Origin of the sequence: Gaetbulibacter sp. S0825, assembly GCF_011777505.1 — a bacterium.
GTDB lineage: Bacteria > Bacteroidota > Bacteroidia > Flavobacteriales > Flavobacteriaceae > Pontimicrobium.
Genome location: NZ_JAATJT010000001.1, coordinates 1,601,291 through 1,626,516 on the forward strand (window position 1 = coordinate 1,601,291; position 25,226 = coordinate 1,626,516).

The window sequence follows — 25,226 nt, forward strand, 5'->3', positions numbered from 1 at the left end:
AATATAATTTAAAACTCCCAAATAGTATGCAGTCAATGTGGTTTTTTGATGATGTTAACCTTTTTAAGGTTTTATGTCCTCATAAGTTTAAAGCTTATAAGAAAGATCATGATTTTGATGCTTATAAGAAAAAAGACTATATATACTTTGAAGAAGACTCTGCAAACAAAGTATATCTAATTGAAAAAGGAAAAGTAAAGATTGGGTACTATAATGAAAATGGTGATGAAATTGTAAAAGCTATTTTATCTAGAGGAGAACTATTTGGAGAAAAAGCTATTCTTGGTGATAATAAACGTGATGAGTTTGCACAATCAATAGATAATACGACATCAATTTGCCCTATTGGAGTAGCAACTATGCATGAACTAATGAGAGATAACCAAACCTTTAGTTTTAAGGTTTACAAATTTATTGGTTTTAAGTTCAAAAAATTAGAACGTAGATTACAATTACTCTTATTTAAAGACACCAAAACACGATTAGTAGAATTTTTGGATGAACTTTGCGCAGATTTTGGTTACGACTGCCCAAAAACAGGTGATCATGTTATAAAACATCCTTATACACAAAAAGATATTGCTTCATTAATAGGTACTTCTAGACCGACTCTTAATATTCTTCTTAATGAACTTAAAGAAGAAAATTATATTAATTTTAATAGAAAAGAGATAAGAATTCTAAAAAAAATAGCTTAGTGTTAGATAGCTAACATTTTAAATGTCATCGGCTTTATACTTTTGAATTATAATAATTTTAAAAAAATAAGCGATGATTAAAAAAATGTTTTTAGCGGTTTTAGCATTAGGAATGTTAGCCACTTCATGTAGTAGCGATGATGATAATGTTTTGTCAACAAGTAATTTAGTATTGAACTTAAATGGGCTAGAAGCCTTAGGAGATGATTTTGTTTATGAAGGATGGCTAATCGTAAATGGTAATCCAGTATCAACAGGTACATTTTCCAGTGTTACTTTTCCACAATCCTTTTCAGTAAACATTGATGATATTAGAAACGCAACCACTTTTGTGTTATCAATAGAGCCTACAGTTGATAGTGACCCAGCACCAGCTGCCACAAAAATTTTAGCAGGAGATTTTAATGGAAACTCTGCTAGTATTAGTTCAAATGGTATAGTTGGAGATTTTTCAGCTTCAACAGGAAATTACATTTTAGCAACACCAACAGATGCTGATAATACAAATGAAGAAAGTGGCGTTTGGTTTTTAGACAATTCTAGTGGTTCTGCAGTCGATGGTTTAAACCTCCCAATATTACCACAAGGATGGAAGTACGAAGGTTGGGCAGTTATGAATGGTATGCCAATAAGTACAGGAACGTTTACCGATGTTAGTGATTTTGATGAAAACGCTACAAGCTCATCATTTAAAGGAACCGCTGGAGATGGACCAGCTTATCCTGGTGAAGACTATTTACAAAATGCACCAGCAGGATTAACTTTCCCAACAGATTTAAGAGGCGCAACAATTGTAATATCAGTCGAGCCTAGTCCAGATAATAGTTTAGCACCATTTACATTAAAACCATTAGCACATATGGTTCCGGCTGCAGCAATGACACATACAACAATTGCTATGGGAACAGGACCAGTTATTTCGCTTACTGGTACAGTAACAAGATAATTTAGAAGTTATATACTTTATTTTGTTAGATTTGAAGCATAGTTTCTATATAGAAACTATGCTTTTTTATATATTTAAGATTGATAAGTCTATTTTTGTGTTAGAAACAACTTTCTCATACTTAAATTAATCGGTATCAATAAGTTAAAGCTATTAATCCATTAGTACTAAACTAATTACAATGAAAAAAAAATACAATATTCTTGCAATTACCCTTTTGTTAATTGTAGGAACACAGTCATTACTCTCTCAAAATAAAGAAAAACCTTGGGTCTTAAATGCTGAAATCAATGCTGTTGATGTGTATCCAGTTGGAGAAAATGCGCCTCAAGGTGAATACTTTGATGAGTTTTTTAATTTATCTGATCATTGGAATATTAGTTTTCCTAAAATTACTTTAACCAAATACTTATCTGATAATCTATCAGCAAATTTATCTGGTTCTTATAATAAGTTAAAAAAATGGGGAGAATTCCCTGGATCACCAAAACTTAAAGTAAATAATCTTACTTATGTAAGTATTGATGGTATGTTTAATTATTATTTTTCTGGCTTGTCTAAGCCAAATAAATTAAAACCATTCATTGGTGCTGGAGCAGGTTATACATGGATTAGACAAGGGCGTTTTAATACTTTTGCTAGTGGCATAAATAACGATGAGTTAGTAGGTGCTGGTACCGTTAATGGAGCTCTTGGTGCTAATTATTGGATTGATGATAGAATAGGACTTAATGTTCAAACCACTTATAAACATTCGTTTAAAGAGTACTTAACCAAGCATTGGCAACATAGTTTTGGAGTGGTTGTTAGACTCACAAAAGGCGATAGTAAGAATAAGGTAGAAGAAGAGAATAAGGATAGAGATGGTGATGGCACTCCTGATGAATCTGATTTATGTCCTGATACTCCTGGATTAGAGGCATTACGTGGATGTCCAGATGCCGATGGTGACGGAATAGCTGATAAAGATGATGTATGCCCAACAATTTTCGGATTTAAAGAATTTGATGGTTGTGTGGATTCTGATGGTGATGGTTATCATGACAATATTGATGAATGTCCAGACGTGAAAGGAACAAGTATGGGCTGTCCAGAAATAGAGGAAACAGTGATTGAATCTAAATATTGCTATGAAGATGTTGCTGATATTAATGCTTACTTTGCAGCATTAAAGCGTGATGGCCAAATTGAAGTAGAAGGATTAAAGTTTAAAGTTCAAATAGGAGCTTATCGAAATGCACCTAAAGCATCATACTTTGACTTCCTTAAAAATGTTGGAAGCATTAATGTGATTATGGAAAATGAGCTTGCAAAGTATAGATTAGGAGATTATAAAACACTTGCTGATACTGAAACTATTCGTTTAAGTGTCATTGAGCAAGGTATTGATGATGCTTTTGTTCTTGCGTTTTTTAATGGTGTTCAAGTATCTATGAGACAAGCAGTTGAAATGCTTTGTGGTAAAGAGTAGATAATTTTTTAATAGATATTTAGTTTTTAAAACAGATGTATCTAGCAATATTATTCCTATTTTAAAGCTTAATTATCCATGTAAACTAATTACAATGAAAAAGAAATACAATATTCTTGCAATTACCCTTTTATTAATTGTAGGAACACAATCATTATTTTCTCAAGATAAAAGTAAGCCTTGGGTATTAAATGTTGAAGCAAATGCTGTTGATGTATATCCAGTAGGTGAAAATACACCTCAAGATGAATACTTTGATGAATTTTTTAATTTAACAGACCACTGGAGTATTGGTTTTCCAAAAGTAACCATATCTAAATATTTATCAGATAATATGTCTGTTAACTTATCAGGAGCTTTTAATAAACTAAAGAAATGGGGAGAATTCCCCGATTCTCCAAAAGTAGATGTGGATAAGCTTACTTACTTGGGTTTTGATGGGATGTTTAATTACTATTTTACAGGATTGTCTAAAAGAAGCAAGCTAAAACCATTTATTGGGTTAGGTGGAGGCTATACTTGGATTGAGCAAGGTCAGTATAATACTTTTTCCAATGGTATAAATAAAGATGAATTAGTGGGAGCTGGAACCATTAACGGTGCACTTGGTGCCAACTATTGGATTAGCGACAGAATAGGGTTAAATCTCCAGACTACATATAAACATTCATTTAAAGAATATCTAACCAAGCATTGGCAACATAGTTTTGGAGTAGTAATTAATCTTACTAAAACAGAGAATAAGAAAAAAGTAGAGGAAGTAAAGGATAGAGATGGAGATGGTGTTCCTGATGAAACCGATTTATGTCCAGATACACCAGGATTAAAGGCATTAGAAGGATGTCCAGATAGCGATGGCGATGGTATTGCAGATAAAGATGATGTATGCCCAACAATTTTCGGATTTAAAGAATTTGATGGATGTAAAGATTCTGATGGCGATGGATATGCTGATAATATTGATGATTGTCCAGATGTAAAAGGAACAAATAAAGGGTGTCCTGAAGTAAAAGAAGTAGAACCGAAAGAAGTAATAAGTGAAAAAATAATTTATTTTGCTTTTGATAACTCTAGTATTAATGCAGAATCTCAAGCTGTTTTAGAAGAAGTTGTGAATCTTATTAAAGATGCTAATTATAGTATTTCTATTGATGGTCATGGAGACCATATAGGAACAAAAGAATATAATTATAAGTTGTCATTAGATAGAGCAGAAGCTGTAAAAAATTATTTAATAGATAAAGGTTTATCTAGAATTTTAATTACCACTAAAGGTGAAGGAGAAAGTACTCCAATAGCTTCTAATGATACTGAAGAAGGAAGAGCAAAAAACAGAAGAGCAGAATTAACTATAAAAATAATATCTCAATAAGATATTATTAAAAAGTAAATTAAAAAGCGTTATCATGTGTAGTGATAACGCTTTTTTTTGTAAGGATAAATTAATTTTCCGAACTTATAAATGTGCATTTTTAAACTTTATATGAAATTAAGAAAACCCAAAAAAAGTGATATTGTGTTATTAGTTATTATCACTTTGCTAATTATTCCGCAAACACGACAGCCAATCCAAATTGCGTTGCATTCTGTGTTGTCAAAATTTGGACCATCGGTTATTGATAAAGAAGACCAAAAAAAGGTATCGTATACCTCTTGGAAATTAAGGGATTTGGAAGGAAATGAGTTAAACTATCAAGATACTAAAGGTAAAGTGGTATTCATGAATTTATGGGCAACTTGGTGTCCGCCTTGTATTGCAGAGTTTCAAAACATTCAAGATTTGTATGATGATTATGGCGATAAAGTTTTGTTTCTGTTAGTTTCTGACGAATCTCCAGTTACCATTCAAAAATTCCTAGATAAAAAAGGGTATAATATTCCAATAGTTAACCCAATAACTGATTATCCAGACGATTTCAATCCGAGAAGCATTCCTAGAACTTATATTATTGATAAGGAAGGACATATTGTTGTTGATAAAAAAGGGGCAGCCAATTGGAATAGCGATACAGTTAGGCAGCAGTTAGATGAGTTGCTTATAAGGTCTTGAGAAAGGCTTTTATAAAACTCCATGAAAAAAGAGACCACATAATTTTTAAGTCTTCAAGTAAGGTTGATTCTTCATCTAAAAAACGAAACATTGTTTGTACAGAATTCTTACTGTAAAATTGCTGAAAAATCCACTCGCCTTTATCATTCTCATCTTTTAATACCTTTAAAAAAACTTTGTCATAAAACTTATATTTTCTTTTAAATAGCCTATTTGAAGGTGTTTTATTTGCTTTTATATTGGTAATAATTTGGGAAACTTTTTTTTCAGTGTGTTTAAATGAATATCCTGTAGTACCTTTCACCCAACCACCACCTGTACCAATTTTTGTTATTCTATTTGTGTTAAATTTTTCAAAGGGAAAATTGGTCATTGGTATTTGACCTTTCTCAGTTTCAATAATGGTATAATCATCAATTTTTAGATAGTCGTTTATATATTGTTTTAAGAAATAATTATAAACATCATCTTCAACAAGATGTTCAGTAAAATAGGTGAATTCTACCAAGGCCTCAGTTTTAGAAAATGGCAAAACATAGGTAAAAGTAGTTTGCTCTCCATCTTTTAAACGATAATCCATCATTATTACTTTGTTTTCATCAAAAACATTGTCTTTAGTTTTTATAACCCAACCTTTAAAATGTTGAGTGATTGAAATGTATTTTTTTGATAAGGACAAAAATTCTTCAGGAATTCGACTGTCAAAAACATGTGTTGCAGAATAAGATTTTTTTGTGGTTTCTATTTTAACTAAGTCATTTTCTATTACAGATTTTACTTTATCTATTATAAAATGAATATTCGGATAGTTTTTAAGCTTAGTTTTTACTTCATTATAAAAATTAATAGCACGAATAGTTTTGTAGGTATAGGGTTGAAGTTTTAAATCAATTGTTTCGTTTGAAGTAATAACCGAAGCTTCTCCCCAGAATTTATGGATAATACTATCCCATTGTGTAGAATTTACTTCCCAAAAACTCCAAGTTTTATCATTTTTGTTTTTAGTTGATTGGTCTATTAAAGCAATTTGTTTGTGATTGAAAAAAGAATCTGAAGCTAGTTTTAGAGCCAACTGTAATCCAGCTAAACCATTTCCAATAATGATATAATCGAAATGCTTACTGTCATCTTTCATAGCCTAAAAAATGTACTATTTTTTGAAATACTTAAAAGGCACTAAAAGCATTCCAAAGCATTCACCCTCTTCTTTTCCTAGATGTTTATGATGAATTTTATGTGCTCTTCTTACACCTCTAGCATACCAATTATTTGCGTTTCTAAACAATTTAAAGCGTTGATGAATAAAGATATCATGGACTGTAAAATAAGCAATACCATAAGCAAGAATACCAAGCCCTAAAGGTAAGCAATACCATACGTTTTCATAGCTCCATAGATAGAAGCAGGTCATACTAACTATAGCATAAAATATAAAGAAAAAATCATTGCGTTCAAACCAGCTGTTGTGGTCCTTTTTATGATGATCTTTATGTAAATGCCATAGAAAACCATGCATGACATATTTATGTGTAAACCAAGCCATAAATTCCATGATGGAAAAAGTGCCAAAAAATATTAATATCCAGTAGACTGTTTGCATAATTTAGTTCACAATAAATTTAGTTGAAATTTCACATAACTCCGCGTTAAAAGCTCAAATTTTTTATAATTTGGGACTCTTACTCTAGTGTTTTTTATATCTAAAGCTGGAGTTTTTTTAAGCTTTTTTAGTAGCTGTCTATAATACCTATAAGCCATAAATACACCAAATTTAGCTTCCATTGGTAGTTTTTTAATACCTTCTAGCCCTTCGGTAAAATCATTTTCAATATCGTTAATGATATCTTGTTTAGAAGCTTCATCTAGTTTTGTTAAATCTGTATTCGGAAAATAGGTTCTATTTAAATCCTCATGGTCAGCTTTTAAGTCTCTAAGAAAATTTACTTTTTGAAAAGCTGAGCCCAAAGACATTGCTGTATCTTTTAATTCATTATATTTTTCTTTATCACCTTTAACAAACACTTTTAAGCACATTAATCCAACTACATCAGCAGAACCATAAATGTAGGCTTTATATTCTTCTTCTGTTAGGTATTTAGATTTGTGTAAATCCATTCGCATTGAATTCATAAAAGAATCTACTAATGATTTATCAATTTTATAACGATGGAATGTGTGCTGAAAGGCATTTAGAATGGGATTTAAACTAATTTTGTTTGAAAGTGCATGTTCCAAATCTTCTTCAAATTTTTCGAATAATTCTTTTTTATCAAACTCATGGAATGAGTCAACAATTTCATCTGCAAACCTTACAAAACCGTAAATGTTGTAAATGTCTTGTCTAATAGATGCAGACAGCATTTTTGTAGCTAATGAGAACGATGTGCTATATGTTTTAGTAACAGTTTTGCTACAATCGTTAGATACGTTGTCGAAAATATACTTCATGTTGTTTTAGTGTTCTTGTAATGGTTTTTTATGCATTGAAATATCTTTTACAATCAGTTCAGAAGCTAATTTTCCAGATATTAGCGAAGGAGGAACTCCTGGCCCCGGAACTGTTAATTGGCCAGTAAAAAATAGCTTTTTTACTTTTTTACTTTTCAATTTTGGTCTTAAAAATGCTGTTTGCAATAAGGTGTTTGCCATTCCATAAGCATTGCCTTTATATGAATTATAATCTTTTATAAAGTCGTTGACACAGTATGATTCTTTAAACAAAACATTATCACTTACATTTTGAGAGGTTAATGTTTCAAAACGGGTTATTATTTTATTAAAATATGTCTCTCTCAATTCAGGAGTGTCTTCGAGTCCTGGAGCTAGGGGAATTAAGAATATGCCTGCTTCTTTTCCTTCTGGCGCAGAAGATGAGTCTGTAATACTAGGGAAACTGGCATAAAATAATGGATCTTCAGGCCATTTAGCATTATCATAAATGTCTTGTGCATGCAGTCCGAAATCTACATCAAAAAATAGAGTATGATGATTTACATTTTTTAATTTTTTGTCAAAGCCAACATAAAAAAGTAGGGAAGAAGGTGCAAAAGTTTTTGCTTCCCAATAAGACTCAGAATATTGTCTATACTCTTTATCTAACAACGTTTCTGTATGATGATAATCTGCTCCGCTTAATATATAGTCGCATAAATAATCATTTCCATTAGATCTTATCCCTTGTGTTTCTCCATTATTTACTAATATTTTTTCTATTGGAGCATTCGTTTTTATTTTAACACCTAACGATTTAGCTAGCGCTTCCATAGCATGAATCACTTGGTACATTCCTTTTTTTGGATGAAATGTACCCAAGCCAAAATCGGCATAATTCATGAAACTGTAAAAAGAAGGTGTTGCACTAGGTTTGGCACCAAGAAAAAGCACTGGGAATTCAAGAATTTGTGCTAACCTGTTATTGCTAAATTCTTTACGCACATCTTTTTTGATAGTACTAAAAAATTGATTGATTTTTCCAATAGTCTTTGAGGATACAAGTTCTAGAGGAGAGAGCCCTGGATTATAAACCAAGTCTTTTATAGCAATATCATAGTTGCTTTTGGCTTGTTTTATAAATTTTAAGAGCTTTTTAGAACTTCCTTTTTCTTCTTTTTCAAAGGCGGCGCAAATTTTTTCGAGTGTATCCTCTATGGTAATGAAATCATCTTTACCAAAATATACACTATAAGCTGGGTTTAATTTTTCTAAAGTGTAATAGTCTGAAGGTTTCTTATCAAAATCTGAAAAGAAACGTTCAAAAACATCAGGCATCCAATACCATGTTGGTCCAATGTCAAAGGTGAAACCATCTTTTTTTAATTGTCTAGCACGACCTCCAATGGTGGCGTTTTTTTCAAAAAGAGTGACATCATATCCAGCTTTAGCTAAGTAGCAAGATGCTGCTAATGATGAAAATCCTGATCCGATAATATTTATTGTAGCATTCATTTGTTTAACAAATATATAAAAAAGTTAAACAAATGATGATAAAAATAAAACTTTTACAATTCTTTAACTAAATCTTTAATGGATTTAAAACCAATTATCGAGTCTGAATAGCTTGAAATATCAACAGATGCAAGCTTTTGACCTAATAACCAAAGTTTAGTAGATTCTTTATTAATTATTTCTTTTTTGAAATCTTCTATATACTTTATAACATCTTGTTCTTCCTCTGGTTTTACCGTAAAATAAGAAATATATGTTATTTCATTAAAAAATTCTAACAGGTCACTTAGACTATTCATTGGAACGCTTTCACCAAGAAAAATAGTGTGATAACCTCTGCTTCTTAATTCATAGTTGACAAATAATAGGCCTATGTCGTGAATTTCATTTTCAGGTAAGTAAAGTACAAATGTTTTTGTGTTTGGTTTTGGTTCTAAATTTTGAAGTTTTTCAATATTTAAAAGTATTTTTTGTTTAATGTGTATTGAGAGAAAATGTTCATGTGCTGGTGAAATGGTATTGGTTTGCCATAACAGTCCTATTTCATTTAGCAATGGAATAAAAACATCATAAAAAATATCTCTAAAAGTATGGCCTTCCAGTAGGTTCATGTATGTATTATAAAAAAGTACTTGATCAAAATTTAGCATAGACATTTTAAATGCATTGATTGCATGATTTTCTACACTTCCTCTTGATGCTATTTCCCTAACATTAGCAGGAATTTCATCATTTGATAGTTTCGCTATTTTTGATATTTTATAACCATTATTATTTAAAAAAGCTACATTAAGGAGCTTTTGTAAACTTTCGATACTATAATGCCTAATATTTGTGTCTGTCCTTTCAGGCTCTAAAAGGTTGTATCTTTTCTCCCAAATTCTTATGGTGTGAGCCTTAATTCCAGAAAGGTTTTCAAGATCCTTTATACTGAAATCATTTTTTATATTGTTCATTAAAAATTGCTTTATCTTAAACAAAAATAGATATAATTATTTTGTAAATAAAATAAAAACAAAAATTTAAGAAAATTTTGTGCAAAAGCGAATCCCAAGAATTAGGAAATCTAGTATGATAGTTATGAATTTGGACTTATTGTGCGCACGAGAAGACTCGAACTTCCACGACCTAATGGTCACTAGCCCCTCAAGCTAGCGCGTCTACCAATTCCGCCACGTGCGCAAATTTTTTTTGAAGTAGTCAAAAATAAAAAAAGTTAAGCAAATTGCTTAACTTTTTTTGTGACCAGTCTGGGGCTCGAACCCAGGACCCTCTCCTTAAAAGGGAGATGCTCTACCAACTGAGCTAACTGGTCATAATGTTTTTCTCTAATGAGGGTGCAAATATAAAATGTTTAATTAATAAAACAATACTTTTTGTATATAAATTTCGTTTTTTTGTAATACCCAAACCTAGGGTTTTAATAATCAATATAAATACAAAAAATGATTATAGTTTTAATGGGATATATGGCCTCTGGTAAGTCTTTTGTAGGAAAGGTTTTAGCAAAAAAAATAGGCTTTGATTTTATTGATCTTGATACTTATATTGAAAAAAGAGAAGGTAAAACTATAAATGATATTTTTGAATCTTCTGGAGAAATCCATTTTAGAAAAATTGAAACTAAGTATTTAAGGGAGGTTTTGGATTTAAAAACCAACATAGTTTTTTCTCTTGGAGGTGGAACTCCGTGTTATGGAAATAACTTGAGCATAATTAAAAGTGACTCTAAGGTAATTTCTTTCTATCTAAATACAACTATTGATACAATTGTTTCTCGTCTTGAAAATGAAAAGTCTAAGCGCCCTTTGGTTGCAAGATTTAAGTCTAAGGATGAATTACAAGAGTTTATTGGTAAACATCTTTTTGAGCGAAGTTATTTTTACAATCAAGCCAATTTTGTAATAAAAAATGACAAAAATTTTGTTGATGATATCATCGAGGATATTATTGTAAAGCTATTTTAAAACAGCTTCAAACTCTTTTCCTATAAGATTAATTTCTACATGTTCGTGCAAAGAGGTAGATAGAGAAATGCCTTTAAAATCAGCTTTCACAGGATATTTTTTGTGATTTCTATTTATTAAAACAGCCGTTTTAAACTGTTTTAGAGGCACATTTAAAAAATGTTTTACGCCATAAATTAATGTGGTTCCAGAGTTTAAAACATCATCGATTAGCACTATGGATTTATTTGTATAATCTTCAGGCGAAATAGAGGTTTTTATTTCAGTTAGGGGATTTTTTTTATCTATAGTAACCTTGCACAATAATGGTTCAATATTTGATATTTTTTTAAGTGTAATCTTTAGTTTTTTAGCCAATATATATCCATTGCTTTCTATTCCAGCTAAAATCACTTCTTTTTCATCGACATTACATTCGTAGATTTGGTATGCAATACGTTTTATTTTATGATTGATTTCTTTATGCGATAGAATATTATTTTGTTCCAGTGCCATTAGTGGTTATTTTTTTCAAAGATAAAAAACTGTTCTTTATGTTCTCTTGGTTTTATTGAGTTATATGATTTTTCCAATGTATTAATTTTGAAAACTGAAGAAAATAAATTTAAATATTCAGTTTTACTTCCACCAAAAGGAGGTCCTTCTTTAGTTAGTTCAAAATTAAAAAGTAGTCCAACCAATTTTCCATTCTCCTCAAGTAATTCATTCATTTTATTGGAGTAGTTTTTTCTTAGATTTGGTTGTAAAGCACAAAAAAAAGTTTGTTCTATTATTAAATCAAAAGAATCTTTTAACTCAAAAAAATCTTTATTTATTAATTGTTCATTTGGAAAGTCAGTCAATCTCTTTTTTAAATTGATTAGTGGTTGATTAGCTATATCTAATACAAATACATTTTTAAACCCTTTTTTCCATAAATATTCAGCTTCATAACTATTACCAGCCCCAGGGATAAGTATTTTTAAATCTTTATTAGTTAATTGATCTATATACGTTTTTATAGGTAGAGAAACATGACCAACATCCCAACCAGTTTTATTTTCACGATAACGGTGTTCCCAAAAGCTTTTATTCAACTTCTTCATCAGTATCTTCTAAATAATCTTCAATATTTCTTCTATCTTTTTTGGTTGGTCTACCAGTCCCTTTTTTTCTATAATAATCTTTAGAATATTTCAGTAATTCTTGGGCTTCAAAAGCTTCTCTAGGGGTTGTATCTGTCCTGTAAATATCTACTAATTTAGCTCCAACCCTATTAGGTGGAATATCATTAACTGTTAGTTTATAGTTGATTTGATTTTTTCTAAGCTCGATAACATCAGTAGCATATACTTCTCGACTGGGCTTTACTATTTGGCCATTGACTTTAATATGCCCTTTTTTACAAGCAGTTGTTGCTATATTTCGGGTTTTATAATATCTAACACACCAAAGGTACTTGTCTATTCGCATAAAAAATGTAAAAACTACGTTAATGTTATGATACAAAAATATTATAAAATTGTATCTTGCAGCACAAAAAATTAGCAATATGAAATTTAGATATTATTTATTAGCACTTTTAAGCTTGTCGCTAATGTTTAATGCATGTAATAAATCTGAAGATGATGACCCTACAGAGCCCACTAATGTTGTTGACAGAGGTGAACAACAAATTATAGATAACGATTCTTTAATTGGTTATTTTCAAACACATTATTTTAATTCTGGCTATTTTGTGAATAACCCAAACGCTTCCATGCATGACTTGATTATTACAAAACTTGAAGAAGGTGAGACTGTTCCAGATGACCATGTGCTTTTAATTGATAGTTTAGACCACATGAGAAGAACTACTGTTTTTTCTGAAACTGATTACGAATATTATGTTTTAAAATTGAATCAAGGCCCAGGGGATACGCCAAATTTTTCAGATACGGTTAGATTAAATTATTCTGGTAACTTATTGGATGAAAGTGTATTTGATAATTCTATCAATCCTGTAGATTTTGACTTAACTGGTTTAATTAGAGGATGGGCTTTAGCAATTCCAGAATTTAGCACATCGGAGTCGTTTGTCGAAAATGGTGATGGTACTGTAAGTTATTACAATCCTGGAATAGGAGCAATGTTTTTGCCTTCCGGATTAGCTTATTTTTCTGGCGTAAGCCCTGGAATTCCAATATACTCACCTTTAGTTTTTAAGTTCGAATTATACCAAACAAGAGTGAATGACCACGATGGAGATGGAGTGCCTTCTTACCTAGAAGATATTGATGGTGATTTAAATGTTACCAATGATGATACAAATGCTAATACTGTTGCTGATTATAATGACCCAGATGACGATGGTGATGGAGTGGCAACCTTTAACGAATTACAACAAAATGAATATACTGTAGATACTAATAATGGTGAACTAGAACCTATTTTGGGAAGCAAGGAATTTGAATATTTTAGATCTGAAAGTAATGGAGTTATCACTATTAAAACTGTGACTTTAATGGATTCTAATAATGATGGTATAGATGATTATTTACAAAAAGAAATTAAGATTGACTATTCGGAAGAATAGTTTATAAAATTCACAAAATATTTTATTTAAAAAGCCGCTTCAAATTGAAGCGGCTTTTTAATTTTATAGAGCAATGGCCAAACTCAAAATTAATTGATCTGGTCTTGTATCTATTCTACTTGTACTAGCAAGTCCGTTGTTGTTGATAAACGTTGCCTCGTTATCGTTAAAGCCTCTTTCATAACGTAAATCTATACCAAAATTATTAAGGTTTAAACCGATTCCAAAATTAAGACCAACAGTAAAATCGTCCTTAACATTGTCAATTGCAATACCATCAAACTCTGTATCTAAAATGTATTGTAAGGATGGACCTCCAAATACAGATATTGGACCTAAAACTTTGACACCTACTAATAGAGGAGCATCAATTTTTTGCATGCTGAAATTGTCACTATCATACTCACTCTTTGTAGAAGTATAAACAAGTTCTGGTCTAAAATAAAGCTGATTACCTATTTTGCCAAATAAACCAATGTGGTATCCAATGTTTCGATCTGGATGTTTTGCGTTATCTCCAATAGATTCAAAATAGTCTCCATTTGCATTATAATTTAATCCTCCTTTAATTCCAAAAGAGGAACCATTTTGTGCAAATGCAAAAGTGCATGTGGTTGTTAGTGCTACTAATAAAATTAGTTTTTTCATAATTGTTTTCGTTTTAAGATTTGAATGTGTATGTATCAAAAACGTTGCCAAATGCATATTATTTTTTAATGGTTAAATTAATTTATAAAAAAAAGGTTCTTTTAAATTAATAAAAGAACCTCTAGTAGAATATATTTTAGAGACTTATTTTCTTGCTATAACTGCTTTCGATTTTTTTATAATTGCAGCACTATTAAGCCCGTACTTTTCCATTAACTGCGCAGGCGTTCCAGATTCTCCAAAAGTATCATTAGTCGCTACAAATTCTTGTGGTGCAGGATTGTTTAATGTTAAAACTCTCGATACACTTTCACCTAATCCACCAAGGTAATTATGCTCTTCGGCAGTAACAACACATCCTGTTTTTGCAACAGACTTTAATATTGCTTCTTCATCCAAAGGTTTAATGGTGTGTATGTTAATGACCTCTGCAGAGATACCTTCTTCAAATAAAGCCTTTGACGCTTCAAGAGCTTCCCAAACCAAATGTCCAGTTGCAACAATCGTAACATCAGTACCTTCTGTCATTTTTATAGCTTTTCCAATTTCAAATTTTTGATCAGCAGGCGTAAAGATTGGAACTGATGGTCTTCCAAAACGTAAATAAACAGGTCCATTATGTTCTGCAATAGCAAGTGTGGCTGCTTTTGTTTGATTATAATCACAAGGATTAATAACGACCATACCTGGTAACATTTTCATAAGACCAATATCTTCAAGAATTTGATGTGTTGCTCCATCTTCTCCTAGTGTTAAACCAGCATGTGAAGCACAAATTTTTACGTTTTTCCCAGAGTATGCTATGGATTGACGAATTTGGTCATAAACACGACCTGTGGAGAAGTTTGCAAAAGTTCCTGTAAAAGGAATTTTACCACCAATGGTTAAACCAGCTGCAATTCCCATCATATTTGCTTCAGCAATTCCAACTTGGAAAAAGCGCTCAGGATTTTCTTCAATGAATTTATCCATTTTAAGCGATCCAACTAAATCAGCACATAGTGCTACTACGTTTGGATTTGTTCTTCCTAATTCTGCTAAACCAGCTCCAAAACCAGAGCGTGTGTCTTTTTTTTCTGTATATGTAAAAGTTTTCATTCTCTTGTTTATTGAATTAGTAATCGCCTAAAGTTTCTGGGTTTTGTTCTAATGCAGATGCTAACTGCTCATCGTTTGGTGCTTTACCATGCCATGCATGTGTATGCATCATAAAATCAACACCATTACCCATCATGGTTTCTAATAATACACAAACTGGTTTTCCTTGTCCAGTTTTAGATTTAGCTTCAGCCATTCCTTTTAAAATAGCATCAATATCATTTCCTTCTTTTATCTCCACAACTACCCAATCAAAAGCTTCAAATTTAGCCTTTACATCTCCCATGGCTAATACATCATCAGTAGCGCCATCAATCTGCTTACCATTTAAATCAACAGTAGCAATTAAATTATCAACTTTTTTTGCTGAAGCATACATAATGGCTTCCCAGTTTTGACCTTCTTGTAACTCACCATCACCATGTAAACTATAAATTAAATGACTGTCATTATTTAATTTTTTTGCTTGAGCTGCTCCAATAGCGACAGACATTCCTTGACCTAAAGAGCCAGAAGCAATTCTAATCCCTGGTAAACCTTCGTGAGTTGTTGGATGGCCTTGTAATCTAGAATTAATAAGCCTAAATGTGTTTAATTCATCAACTGGAAAATAACCAGATCTAGCTAATACGCTATAATATATTGGTGAAATATGACCGTTAGAAAGGAAGAAAAGGTCTTCACCAATTCCATCCATATCAAATCCTTCATTTCTATCCATAATTTCATTATAGAGTGCTACAAAAAATTCGGCGCAACCAAGAGAACCTCCTGGGTGTCCAGAATTCACCTTGTGTACCATTCTTAAAATATCTCTTCGAACCTGTGTGGTTAAGTCTTTTAAATGTTGTGTGCTTGGCATGTTAAGTGAGTTACTTTTTTAAGGCGCAAAAATAGGTTTTTAGAGGGTTTAAAAAAAGCGAAATGGTTTCATTGTTAAAAAGCCATTGGTATTGTTAATAAGTTAATTTAATAACAATTATATCTGTTAGAAATTTGAGTTAATTATCTTTGCTCGCTGATACATATAAGTGAATGATTTTTGATTTAAAAGGAAAAGATCCTCAAAGTAAAGCTAGAGCTGGAAAGATAATAACAGATCATGGTGTTATTGAAACACCAATTTTTATGCCTGTAGGTACAGTAGCATCTGTTAAAGGTGTACATCAAAGAGAATTAAAAAATGATATTAACCCAGATATTATACTTGGTAATACCTATCATTTATATTTAAGACCTCAAACACCCATTTTAGAGAAAGCAGGTGGCTTACACAAGTTTATGAATTGGGATAGAAACATTCTAACCGATTCAGGTGGTTATCAAGTTTACTCCCTTTCAGCAAATAGAAAAATAAAAGAAGAAGGTGTAAAGTTTAAGAGCCATATTGACGGAAGTTACCATACGTTCACACCTGAAAATGTCATGGAAATACAGCGAACTATTGGCGCTGATATAATAATGGCTTTTGACGAGTGTACACCATACCCTTGTGATTATAATTACGCAAAACGCTCGATGCACATGACACATCGTTGGTTGGATAGGTGTATTAATCATTTAGAGAAAACACCTTTAAAATATGATTATAACCAAGCATTTTTTCCAATAGTCCAAGGAAGTACATATAAGGATTTAAGAAAGCAGTCAGCTGAGTATATTGCTAACTCTGGAGCAGTAGGAAACGCTATTGGAGGACTCTCAGTTGGAGAGCCTTCCGAAGAAATGTATGCAATGACCGATGTGGTTTGCAGCATACTTCCTGAAGATAAACCACGTTATTTAATGGGAGTGGGTACGCCAATTAATATTTTAGAAAATATTGCTTTAGGTGTCGATATGTTTGATTGTGTTATGCCAACTCGAAATGCTAGAAATGGAATGCTTTTTACAGCACATGGCACTATTAATATTAAAAACAAAAAGTGGGAAGATGATTTTTCACCTGTTGATGATATGGGAATAACATTTGTAGATACAGATTATACAAAGGCGTATTTAAAGCATCTCTTTAGTGTTAACGAAAGATTAGGAGCGCAAATAGCCACGATTCATAATCTTGGTTTTTATTTATGGTTGGTACGTGAGGCTAGAAAACATATATTAGCAGGAGATTTTAGAGAGTGGAAAGACAAAATGGTAAAACAAATGGATAAGCGTTTGTAACTTGATGAAGATACTTGATTGGTACATATTAAAACGCTATTTAGTAACATTTTTAATGATGCTACTCTTGTTTATTCCTATTGGAATTACAGTACATTTATCTGAAAAAATAGATAAAATACTAGCTAATAATGTACCATTTCCTGAGGTGGCTCAATATTTTTTAGACTTTACTATTTATTTCGCAAACCTATTATTTCCTTTATTTCTTTTTTTATCGGTTATATTTTTTACATCTAAACTAGCTAACAATACAGAGGTTGTTGCCTTTTTAAGTTCAGGCGTGTCTTTTTCTAGGTTTTTAAGACCTTATATTATAGGCTCTGTTATTGTAGCAATTTTTGCACTTGTATTAGGAATGTATTTAGCACCAAATGCTAGTAAAGGGTTTAATCAATTTTACTATGACTATTTAAGCGGTAATAAAAAAGCTGTAGATGACCAACAACTCTTTAGACAAATAAACGAGAATGATGTTATTTATGTGAAGTCGTTTGATGCAAAAAATAATAGTGGAACAAACTTTACTTTTGAGCATTTTGAAGATAATAAGCTCATCTATAAAATTGAAGCTGCAAATATTAATTTTAATGAAAGAGATAGTATTTATAGGTTGAGACAGTATAAAAAAAGAATTATTGGTGAAAATGATGATATATTAATTAATCAAATAAGAAAGGATACCTTATTTGCTTTTGATTTAGAAGATTTAATGCCAGTAAAGTACATTGCTGAAACGCTTAGTTACGGTGAGTTAACTTCTTTTATCGAAAAAGAAGAATCTCGTGGTTCATCTAATATTGGGAGATACAAAGTTGTTCTTTATAAAAAGTGGAGTTTACCAGTATCTATTTTTATTCTCACAATTATTGCAGTAGCAGTCTCTTCTAAGAAACGAAGAGGAGGAATGGGAGTTAATCTTGCTTTCGGAATTTTTATTGCTATGATATATGTCTTTTTTGATAAAGTATTTGGTGTTATGGCTGAACAGTCTAATTTTTCGCCAGCCATAGCTGTGTGGTTCCCTAACATACTTTTTGGTATTTTAGCAATCTATTTGCTATATAATGCTAAACGATAAGCTTAAAAATTATTTACACTTACACTTTCTTGTTTTTATAGCTGGGTTTACAGCAATTTTAGGAGAATTAATTACTATAGGTTCAATTCCTATTGTCTGGTTTAGGATGTTAATTGCTGCTATAATAATGCTTATCTACTTCAAGTTTAAGCGCATTAATTTTGTAGTTGATTTTAAGATTATTTTTAAGTTTTTTATAGCAGGAACAATTATAGCCTTACATTGGATTACTTTTTTCGAATCAATTGAGCAATCTAACATATCTATTGCATTAGCAATGTTTTCTACTGGTGCTTTTTTTACTTCGTTTATTGAACCTTTATTTTTTAAGAGAAGACTAATTTGGTACGAAATACTATTTGGAGTAATAGTAGTTTTGGGTGTTTGGTTAATTACTAGAACAGAATTGAAATACTTGAATGGCATTTTACTAGGTATTTCTTCTGCTTTTTTCATATCCCTATTTTCTGTAATTAATGGTCAGTTTGTAAAAAAATATAGTGCTTCAGTTATTTCATTTTATGAGTTTATTGGTGGTGTACTAATAATATCGTTATTCACTATTTTTTTTAAAGACGGATTTAATGTGGAGTTCTTCAATCTTAGTAATTCAGATTGGTTATATATTGTCATTCTTGGGTCTATTTGTACCGCTTATGCGTTTATTGCTGTCGTTCATATCATGAAATATATAAGTCCATATACTGTAGTGCTTTCATATAATTTAGAACCTATTTACGGTATCATTTTGGCTATTATTCTTTTTCCAATAAAAGAAAAAATGAGTCTAGAGTTTTATATTGGTGCTTTTTTAATATTTAGTGTCGTAATACTCAACGGTATACTAAAAAATTCTAAGTCATTAAAAAGGCGTATCACCTCATAAGCGTGGTTATTTGACGTATAATAACTCGTAAAATTCAAAATTTTATTTCGTTTTATTTTTAATTTCAAAACAAAATAAAATATGTAATTTTGCAATCTAACTAACAAACTTAAATTTCTATGGAATATTTAGAATTTGAGCTCCCAATAAAGGAGTTGGAAGAACAACTACAAAAGTGCCAACTCATAGGTGAAGAGAGTGATGTTGATGTTACAGAAACCTGTAAGCAAATTGAAAAAAAACTAGCCGAGGCAAAAAAAGATATTTATAAAAATCTTTCAGCTTGGCAACGTGTTCAATTATCTAGACACCCAAATAGACCCTATACTTTAGATTACATTAGAGCAATTTGTGGTGATACATTCTTAGAATTGCATGGAGACAGAAATGTGAAGGACGATAAAGCTATGGTTGGTGGTCTTGGTAAAATAGGTGACCAAACATATATGTTTATTGGGCAACAAAAAGGGTATAATACCAAAACTAGACAATATAGAAACTTTGGAATGGCAAACCCTGAAGGCTACAGAAAAGCATTGCGTTTAATGAAATCTGCCGAAAAATTTGGTATTCCTGTAGTAACACTTATAGATACACCAGGTGCTTATCCAGGATTGGAAGCAGAAGAACGCGGACAAGGAGAAGCTATTGCAAGAAATATTTTAGAAATGACTCGCTTAAAAGCACCAATTATATGTGTCGTTATTGGTGAAGGAGCTTCTGGTGGAGCTTTGGGTATTGGTGTTGGAGATAAAATATTAATGCTAGAAAACACATGGTACTCAGTAATTTCTCCCGAAAATTGCTCTTCTATTTTGTGGAGAAGTTGGGAGTTTAAAGAACAAGCAGCTGAGGCATTAAAATTAACAGCCAAAGATGGAAAACGCTTAAAAGTTATTGATGAAATTATTAAAGAACCTCTTGGAGGTGCTCATAAAGATAGAGAAGCAACTTTTCTAGCAGTTCGTGAAGCTATTGCAAAATCTTATGACCAATTTAAAAACTTATCACCAAAAGAATTGGTAAAACAACGTATGGACAAGTATTCTCAAATGGGTGTTTACAAAGACTAAGCCCTTATTAATCATAGAATAATAAAAAACCGAAGTTTCTCACTTCGGTTTTTTTACCACTATTAACAATATTTAAAACTTATTAACAGTTAAAATGTTGACTTGTAGTGAACAATGTTGTAACTTAAATAACTGAACAAGCTCACAATTTGGTTACTTTCGCTTTAGTAAATCAATTGCTTAATTAATCCAAAAATGAGTGTTTAATAAACCTCAAAACAACAGAAAAATAAATGAAACAACCTAATCAACTCCAAGGTTTTAAAGTAGATAAAAGTACTTTAATAAGCCTAGAAAAAGGTAAAATCCCTCCACAAGCCCTCGATTTAGAAGAAGTTGTTTTGGGAGCAATGATGATTGACAAAAAGGGTGTTGATGAGGTTATTGATATTTTAAGTCCTGACGCTTTTTACAAAGAAGCACACCAATATATTTTTGAAGCCATTTTTAAATTATTCGAAAATAGTGAACCAATTGATTTATTAACGGTATCTAGTCAGCTTAAAAAAGATAGCAGATTAGAAATGGTCGGAGGTGATTTTTATTTAATTTCTCTTACGCAAAAAGTATCATCATCTGCGCATATTGAGTTTCATGCACGTATTATTTTACAGAAATTCATTCAACGAAGTTTAATAAAAATTTCAAACGAAATTATTGAAGATTCGTATGATGAAACTAAAGATGTCTTTGACCTTCTAGATAAAGCAGAATCTAAGCTGTATGAGGTGACTCAAGGAAACATCAAAAAATCTTCTGAAACTGCTCAGGAATTGGTAATTCAAGCTAAAAAGAAAATTGAAGAAATTTCAAATAAAGAAGGTTTAAGTGGTATTCCATCTGGTTTTGATAAGTTGGATAAATTAACCTCTGGTTGGCAAGAAAGCGATCTAATTATTGTGGCTGCACGTCCAGGTATGGGTAAAACAGCATTAACGCTAACTATGGCAAGAAATATTGCTGTAAACCAAAATATTCCAGTAGCTTTCTTCTCTTTAGAAATGGCATCAGTACAGTTAATTACAAGATTAATTTCATCTGAAACCGGATTGTCTTCTGAAAAATTAAGAACAGGAAGATTAGAAAAGCATGAATGGGAACAATTAAATGTAAAGGTTAAAAGTCTTGAAAAAGCACCTTTGTTTATTGATGATACACCATCATTATCCATCTTTGACCTTCGTGCAAAAGCAAGACGTTTAGCTTCTCAACACGGCATCAAATTGATTGTGATAGATTATTTGCAATTAATGACAGCTGGTGGAGGACAAAAAGGAGGAAATAGAGAGCAAGAAATATCTATGATTTCTCGTAACCTTAAAGCCCTAGCTAAAGAATTAAGTGTTCCAGTAATTGCCTTATCGCAGTTATCACGTGCTGTTGAAACGCGTGGAGGAAGTAAACGACCTCTACTATCTGACCTTCGTGAATCTGGAGCAATTGAGCAAGATGCTGATATTGTATCGTTTATTTATCGCCCAGAATATTATAAAATTGATGAATGGGATGATGAAGAACGCACGCCAACCGAAGGACAAGCAGAATTTATCATAGCCAAACACAGAAACGGTGGATTGGATAATATTCGGTTAAAGTTTATTGGTCATTTAGGTAAGTTTGATAATTTGGATGATTTTGATTCGCCTTTTGGTACTGAGTTCCATTCTAAAATGAATGCTGCTGCGAATGACGATACATTTAAAACCGATAATTTTAAACAAAACCCAAATGATGCTTTTGGTATTGATGACGAGGATAATGATGTGCCTTTTTAAAAGCTAAATTTCCCTTAAAACTTTCAACTAGGAAGAAATTTTAAGTATCTTTCCATTATATTTAGTTATTTCGAAGCAAAGCGAGAAATCACATAAATAGCTCCTAAAACAAATGAAAAAGAACTTAATAATACTATTACTATTAATTTTTAGTGCAAAAAGTTATGCATCCTACATCCTTATTCCTATGGATGCAGAAGGACAAAGAAATCATTTAAAAGCTTACGGAATAACCTTTTGGACACTCGAAAAGCAGCAAAAAGTAAAGTGGCTGCTCAACTATAGAGGAGGGTCTTTTTTATTACCAGATTTTGAAGAAATACGAAAAGAATGCCAAATTAGAGGTGTTTCGTTTGAAGTGATTAGCGACGCTAAAGCCGAAAGTATTTTAGAGGAAATAAGCAGTCCAAGCCATAACATGGAGGCTGTGGTTTTAGAGAAAGCTCCTAAGATTGCAGTGTATACACCTTACGGTAAGCAACCTTGGGACGATGCCGTAACTATGGTGTTAACCTATGCCGAAATTCCTTACGATACCATTTATGATGAAGAAGTGTTAAATGATGCACTAATATTATACGATTGGTTGCATTTGCATCATGAAGATTTTACGGGGCAATTCGGAAAGTTTTATAGAAGCTATAGAAGTGCACCTTGGTATATTAATGAAAAAAAAACAGCTGAAGAATTAGCGACTAAATTGGGCTATAGTAAAGTATCAGAAGCAAAACTCGATGTGGCGTTAAAAATTAGAGATTATGTTGTAGGTGGTGGGTTTATGTTTGCTATGTGTAGTGCTACAGATAGCTTCGATATCGCCTTATCTGCCGAAGGAATTGATATTTGTGAGCCTATGTTTGATGGTGATGGGAGTGATGCCAATTACCAAAATAAAATAGATTATAATAAAACCTTTGCGTTTACAGACTTTATTTTAGAACGTAGCCCAAACGTTTATGAGTTTTCTTCTATCGATATGACTAATAAGCGACGCATTCCTAAAACAACAGATTATTTCTCATTAATGGAATTTTCGGCTAAATGGGATCCAATTCCAACCATGTTAAACCAAAATCATACAGCTTTAGTAAAAGGATTTATGGGTCAAACTACATCGTTTACAAGAGATGAAATAAAATCGAAAGTGTTAGTTCTTGGTGAAAACAAAACCAATGGCGAAGCCAAATATATTCATGGAATTAAGGGGAAAGGCTTTTTTACCTTTTATGGTGGACACGACCCAGAAGATTATACACATAGGGTAGGAGACCCAAAAACCGAATTGGATTTACACCCAACATCTCCAGGTTACAGACTTATTTTAAATAATGTCTTGTTTCCAGCTGCTAGAAAGAAAAAGCAGAAAACTTAAATTAAACCAATTCCTAAAGCAATAGACACTAATATTAGGAATACAGCCACAAATTTTTGAATAAACTTTAAGGTGACTTTCTTTAATAATTTATGACCAACAAATGCACCTATAATTGCTGCAAGTGTGGCACTTATTATTAGTGACATGTTTTCATATAAACCAGATTCTAGCATTCTAGTTGAATACATTGATATTCTGGTAAAATCTACTAAACATGAAATAACAACAGCTGTTCCTATAAATGCTTCTTTTGTTAAACCAGATTTAATTAGGAATGCTGTTCTAAGTGCTCCTTGATGTCCTGAAAGACCACCAAAAAAACCACTTAAAAACCCACCAAATGGCAACTGTTTCTTGTTGAATTGAAGTTTATCAAAAAACGGTAGTAATTCAATTACGGAAAATACAATTAGTAATAACGAAATAAGCAATTTAACTGGTGTTATTTCAAATAATTTACTACCAATATTATAACTGTAGATTGAAGGTAGGTTGGTAATATTTAAGAGTACCCAAGCACCAATAAAAGCAGCAATTATAGCAGGAATACCAAACCGTATTAAAACACTTTTGTTCGCTTTATTACCAACAAGAATGAGCTTAAAAATGTTATTAAAAAAATGAACAACTCCAGTTAGTGCAATTGCCAATTCTATTGGGAAGAATAATGCAAAAACTGGCATTAAAATTGTACCTAATCCAAACCCTGAAAAGAAAGTTAGGATAGCTGTTAAAAAAGCAACAAGGCAAATTATTACATATTCCATAATGTAAAAATACAGAAATGCTTTACATAGTTAACTGCAATCTAGAATTTGATTTGAATAAAAACAGCTGTACCAGCAGTTTCTACATTTAAAACTTGTGCTTTGTTACCTCTTTTCCATGCATCACTGTCATTATTTTGTCCAGTAACATTACCTCCTGAGAAGCTCCTATATGTAATTCTATTTGAAGTATTATTTTCAATAAGATCTCCAGGTATTGGTAAGGTATCACCTGAGGGTGTTTCATCTTTTCTGTAAATCACTTCCATAACACGATCACTAGATATTTTATCACCACTTTTTCTTCCACAAAATAGCCATACGGTTTTACCTTTTGTATCTTCTTTAGCAATATTTTCAAGAGCCAATGCTTTATATTCTTCTTTAGCTTCTGGTTTACCAGTATGCAATATGTAATTTATGTAGGCAGAAGTGTTCTTTGCTTCATCTGTTTGATTCCAAAACCCAATTGGTGTTTGACTTTTTTCAAGTCTGGTAATTGTTGCTTTTAATTCTTCATTCTTCGCTTCAAGGTCAACCAGTTGCTGCTCAATGGTTTTTTCTTGCCCTACAATCGTTTCTCCTTGTTCTTTTTTAGTCTTTTCACTGCTTAGTGCATAAGCCATAAAGCCGGCAATTAGTAAAACAATAATAATGTAGAGTACACGGCTATTTTTGTCCTTTTTCTCAATTTCTTTTATTTTATCGTCAATGCGTTTCATAGTA

The 25,226-nt window shown here is 31.7% G+C and carries 26 protein-coding genes and 2 tRNA genes; 13 read left to right on the top strand and 15 right to left on the bottom strand.

Annotation, left to right across the window (positions count from 1 at the left end):
• Nucleotides 1-26: 26 nt before the first annotated feature.
• The 5 genes from HB672_RS07335 (at nt 27) to HB672_RS07355 (ending at nt 5,165) form a co-directional block, all read left to right on the top strand.
• Nucleotides 27-698, top strand: coding sequence for a Crp/Fnr family transcriptional regulator (locus HB672_RS07335; protein WP_167610338.1), 672 nt, complete (start codon nt 27-29; stop codon nt 696-698).
• A gap of 73 nt (nt 699-771) precedes the next feature.
• Nucleotides 772-1,644 (top strand): anti-sigma factor, encoded by an 873-nt coding sequence (locus HB672_RS07340; protein WP_167610038.1) that lies wholly within the window; start codon nt 772-774, stop codon nt 1,642-1,644.
• A gap of 181 nt (nt 1,645-1,825) precedes the next feature.
• Nucleotides 1,826-3,115 (top strand): OmpW family outer membrane protein, encoded by a 1,290-nt coding sequence (locus tag HB672_RS07345; protein ID WP_167610041.1) that lies wholly within the window; start codon nt 1,826-1,828, stop codon nt 3,113-3,115.
• Nucleotides 3,116-3,209: 94 nt separating this feature from the next.
• The gene (locus HB672_RS07350) at nt 3,210-4,487 is read left to right on the top strand and encodes an OmpA family protein (RefSeq protein WP_167610044.1); all 1,278 of its coding nucleotides are present in this window, start codon (nt 3,210-3,212) and stop codon (nt 4,485-4,487) included.
• A 111-nt stretch (nt 4,488-4,598) separates the two neighbouring features.
• A complete protein-coding gene (locus HB672_RS07355; RefSeq protein WP_167610046.1) occupies nt 4,599-5,165 on the top strand; it encodes a TlpA disulfide reductase family protein in 567 nt (188 codons plus the stop codon).
• On the opposite strand, the gene HB672_RS07360 is transcribed toward HB672_RS07355, so the two are convergent.
• The 7 genes from HB672_RS07360 to HB672_RS07390 all read right to left on the bottom strand — a co-directional run bounded on the left by HB672_RS07360 (nt 5,152) and on the right by HB672_RS07390 (nt 10,425).
• The gene (locus HB672_RS07360) at nt 5,152-6,300 is read right to left on the bottom strand and encodes a lycopene cyclase family protein (RefSeq protein WP_167610048.1); all 1,149 of its coding nucleotides are present in this window, start codon (nt 6,298-6,300) and stop codon (nt 5,152-5,154) included. The genes HB672_RS07355 and HB672_RS07360 overlap by 14 nt on opposite strands.
• A 15-nt stretch (nt 6,301-6,315) precedes the next feature.
• Nucleotides 6,316-6,765, bottom strand: a complete 450-nt coding sequence (locus tag HB672_RS07365; RefSeq protein WP_167610051.1) for a sterol desaturase family protein — start codon at nt 6,763-6,765, stop codon at nt 6,316-6,318.
• A gap of 8 nt (nt 6,766-6,773) precedes the next feature.
• Nucleotides 6,774-7,613: a phytoene/squalene synthase family protein gene (locus HB672_RS07370; protein WP_167610054.1), complete on the bottom strand. Its 840-nt coding sequence runs from the start codon at nt 7,611-7,613 to the stop codon at nt 6,774-6,776.
• Nucleotides 7,614-7,619: 6 nt separating this feature from the next.
• The gene (gene crtI / locus HB672_RS07375) at nt 7,620-9,110 is read right to left on the bottom strand and encodes a phytoene desaturase family protein (RefSeq protein ID WP_167610057.1); all 1,491 of its coding nucleotides are present in this window, start codon (nt 9,108-9,110) and stop codon (nt 7,620-7,622) included.
• Nucleotides 9,111-9,163: 53 nt separating this feature from the next.
• On the bottom strand, nt 9,164-10,066 hold the full coding sequence (locus HB672_RS07380) for a MerR family transcriptional regulator (protein WP_167610060.1): 903 nt from the start codon (nt 10,064-10,066) through the stop codon (nt 9,164-9,166).
• Between the two features lie 142 nt (nt 10,067-10,208).
• Nucleotides 10,209-10,292, bottom strand: a tRNA-Leu gene (locus HB672_RS07385).
• Between the two features lie 60 nt (nt 10,293-10,352).
• Nucleotides 10,353-10,425: transfer RNA gene (locus tag HB672_RS07390), tRNA-Lys, on the bottom strand.
• A 130-nt stretch (nt 10,426-10,555) separates the two neighbouring features.
• Here HB672_RS07390 and HB672_RS07395 point away from each other — a divergent pair.
• The gene (locus HB672_RS07395) at nt 10,556-11,077 is read left to right on the top strand and encodes a shikimate kinase (RefSeq protein ID WP_167610063.1); all 522 of its coding nucleotides are present in this window, start codon (nt 10,556-10,558) and stop codon (nt 11,075-11,077) included.
• Here the strand turns inward: HB672_RS07395 and HB672_RS07400 are convergent.
• From HB672_RS07400 to HB672_RS07410, 3 genes are read right to left on the bottom strand one after another with little or no spacing between them, the layout of a single operon-like run.
• Entirely contained in the window at nt 11,069-11,572 is a 504-nt protein-coding gene (locus HB672_RS07400) for a phosphoribosyltransferase family protein (protein ID WP_167610066.1), read from the bottom strand. The genes HB672_RS07395 and HB672_RS07400 overlap by 9 nt on opposite strands.
• Nucleotides 11,572-12,162, bottom strand: coding sequence for a methyltransferase domain-containing protein (locus HB672_RS07405; RefSeq protein WP_167610069.1), 591 nt, complete (start codon nt 12,160-12,162; stop codon nt 11,572-11,574). Before HB672_RS07405 ends, HB672_RS07400 begins: the two co-directional genes overlap by 1 nt.
• Nucleotides 12,146-12,529, bottom strand: a complete 384-nt coding sequence (locus HB672_RS07410; protein ID WP_167610072.1) for an RNA-binding S4 domain-containing protein — start codon at nt 12,527-12,529, stop codon at nt 12,146-12,148. The genes HB672_RS07405 and HB672_RS07410 overlap by 17 nt, the downstream gene beginning before the upstream one ends.
• 79 nt (nt 12,530-12,608) lie before the next feature.
• On the opposite strand from HB672_RS07410, the gene HB672_RS07415 reads away from it, so the two are divergent.
• On the top strand, nt 12,609-13,631 hold the full coding sequence (locus tag HB672_RS07415; protein WP_167610075.1) for an FKBP-type peptidyl-prolyl cis-trans isomerase: 1,023 nt from the start codon (nt 12,609-12,611) through the stop codon (nt 13,629-13,631).
• A 63-nt stretch (nt 13,632-13,694) separates the two neighbouring features.
• On the opposite strand, the gene HB672_RS07420 is transcribed toward HB672_RS07415, so the two are convergent.
• From HB672_RS07420 to HB672_RS07430, 3 genes are all read right to left on the bottom strand, one after another.
• Nucleotides 13,695-14,279, bottom strand: a complete 585-nt coding sequence (locus tag HB672_RS07420; RefSeq protein ID WP_167610077.1) for an outer membrane beta-barrel protein — start codon at nt 14,277-14,279, stop codon at nt 13,695-13,697.
• A gap of 144 nt (nt 14,280-14,423) precedes the next feature.
• A complete protein-coding gene (locus HB672_RS07425; protein WP_167610080.1) occupies nt 14,424-15,377 on the bottom strand; it encodes a transketolase C-terminal domain-containing protein in 954 nt (317 codons plus the stop codon).
• 16 nt (nt 15,378-15,393) lie between these two features.
• A complete protein-coding gene (locus HB672_RS07430; RefSeq protein WP_167610083.1) occupies nt 15,394-16,239 on the bottom strand; it encodes a transketolase in 846 nt (281 codons plus the stop codon).
• Between the two features lie 173 nt (nt 16,240-16,412).
• Between HB672_RS07430 and tgt the strand changes: the two genes are divergently transcribed.
• The 6 genes from tgt (at nt 16,413) to HB672_RS07460 (ending at nt 23,730) form a co-directional block, all read left to right on the top strand.
• Entirely contained in the window at nt 16,413-17,543 is a 1,131-nt protein-coding gene (gene tgt, locus HB672_RS07435; RefSeq protein WP_167610086.1) for a tRNA guanosine(34) transglycosylase Tgt, read from the top strand.
• A 4-nt stretch (nt 17,544-17,547) separates the two neighbouring features.
• Nucleotides 17,548-18,624 carry an LptF/LptG family permease gene (locus HB672_RS07440; protein ID WP_167610089.1) on the top strand — a complete coding sequence of 359 codons (1,077 nt, stop codon included), beginning with the start codon at nt 17,548-17,550 and terminating at the stop codon, nt 18,622-18,624.
• Entirely contained in the window at nt 18,611-19,510 is a 900-nt protein-coding gene (locus tag HB672_RS07445; protein WP_167610092.1) for a DMT family transporter, read from the top strand. The genes HB672_RS07440 and HB672_RS07445 overlap by 14 nt, the downstream gene beginning before the upstream one ends.
• Before the next feature lie 119 nt (nt 19,511-19,629).
• A complete protein-coding gene (locus tag HB672_RS07450; RefSeq protein WP_167610095.1) occupies nt 19,630-20,583 on the top strand; it encodes an acetyl-CoA carboxylase carboxyltransferase subunit alpha in 954 nt (317 codons plus the stop codon).
• 233 nt (nt 20,584-20,816) lie between these two features.
• Complete coding sequence (gene dnaB / locus HB672_RS07455; protein ID WP_167610098.1) at nt 20,817-22,358, top strand: replicative DNA helicase; 1,542 nt, start codon at nt 20,817-20,819, stop codon at nt 22,356-22,358.
• A 112-nt stretch (nt 22,359-22,470) separates the two neighbouring features.
• Nucleotides 22,471-23,730: an asparagine synthetase B gene (locus tag HB672_RS07460; protein ID WP_208864187.1), complete on the top strand. Its 1,260-nt coding sequence runs from the start codon at nt 22,471-22,473 to the stop codon at nt 23,728-23,730.
• On the opposite strand, the gene HB672_RS07465 is transcribed toward HB672_RS07460, so the two are convergent.
• Complete coding sequence (locus HB672_RS07465) at nt 23,727-24,500, bottom strand: sulfite exporter TauE/SafE family protein (RefSeq protein WP_167610101.1); 774 nt, start codon at nt 24,498-24,500, stop codon at nt 23,727-23,729. The two genes, HB672_RS07460 and HB672_RS07465, sit on opposite strands and share 4 nt — an antisense overlap.
• Before the next feature lie 41 nt (nt 24,501-24,541).
• Nucleotides 24,542-25,222, bottom strand: coding sequence for a hypothetical protein (locus HB672_RS07470; RefSeq protein WP_167610104.1), 681 nt, complete (start codon nt 25,220-25,222; stop codon nt 24,542-24,544).
• Nucleotides 25,223-25,226 lie beyond the last annotated feature (4 nt).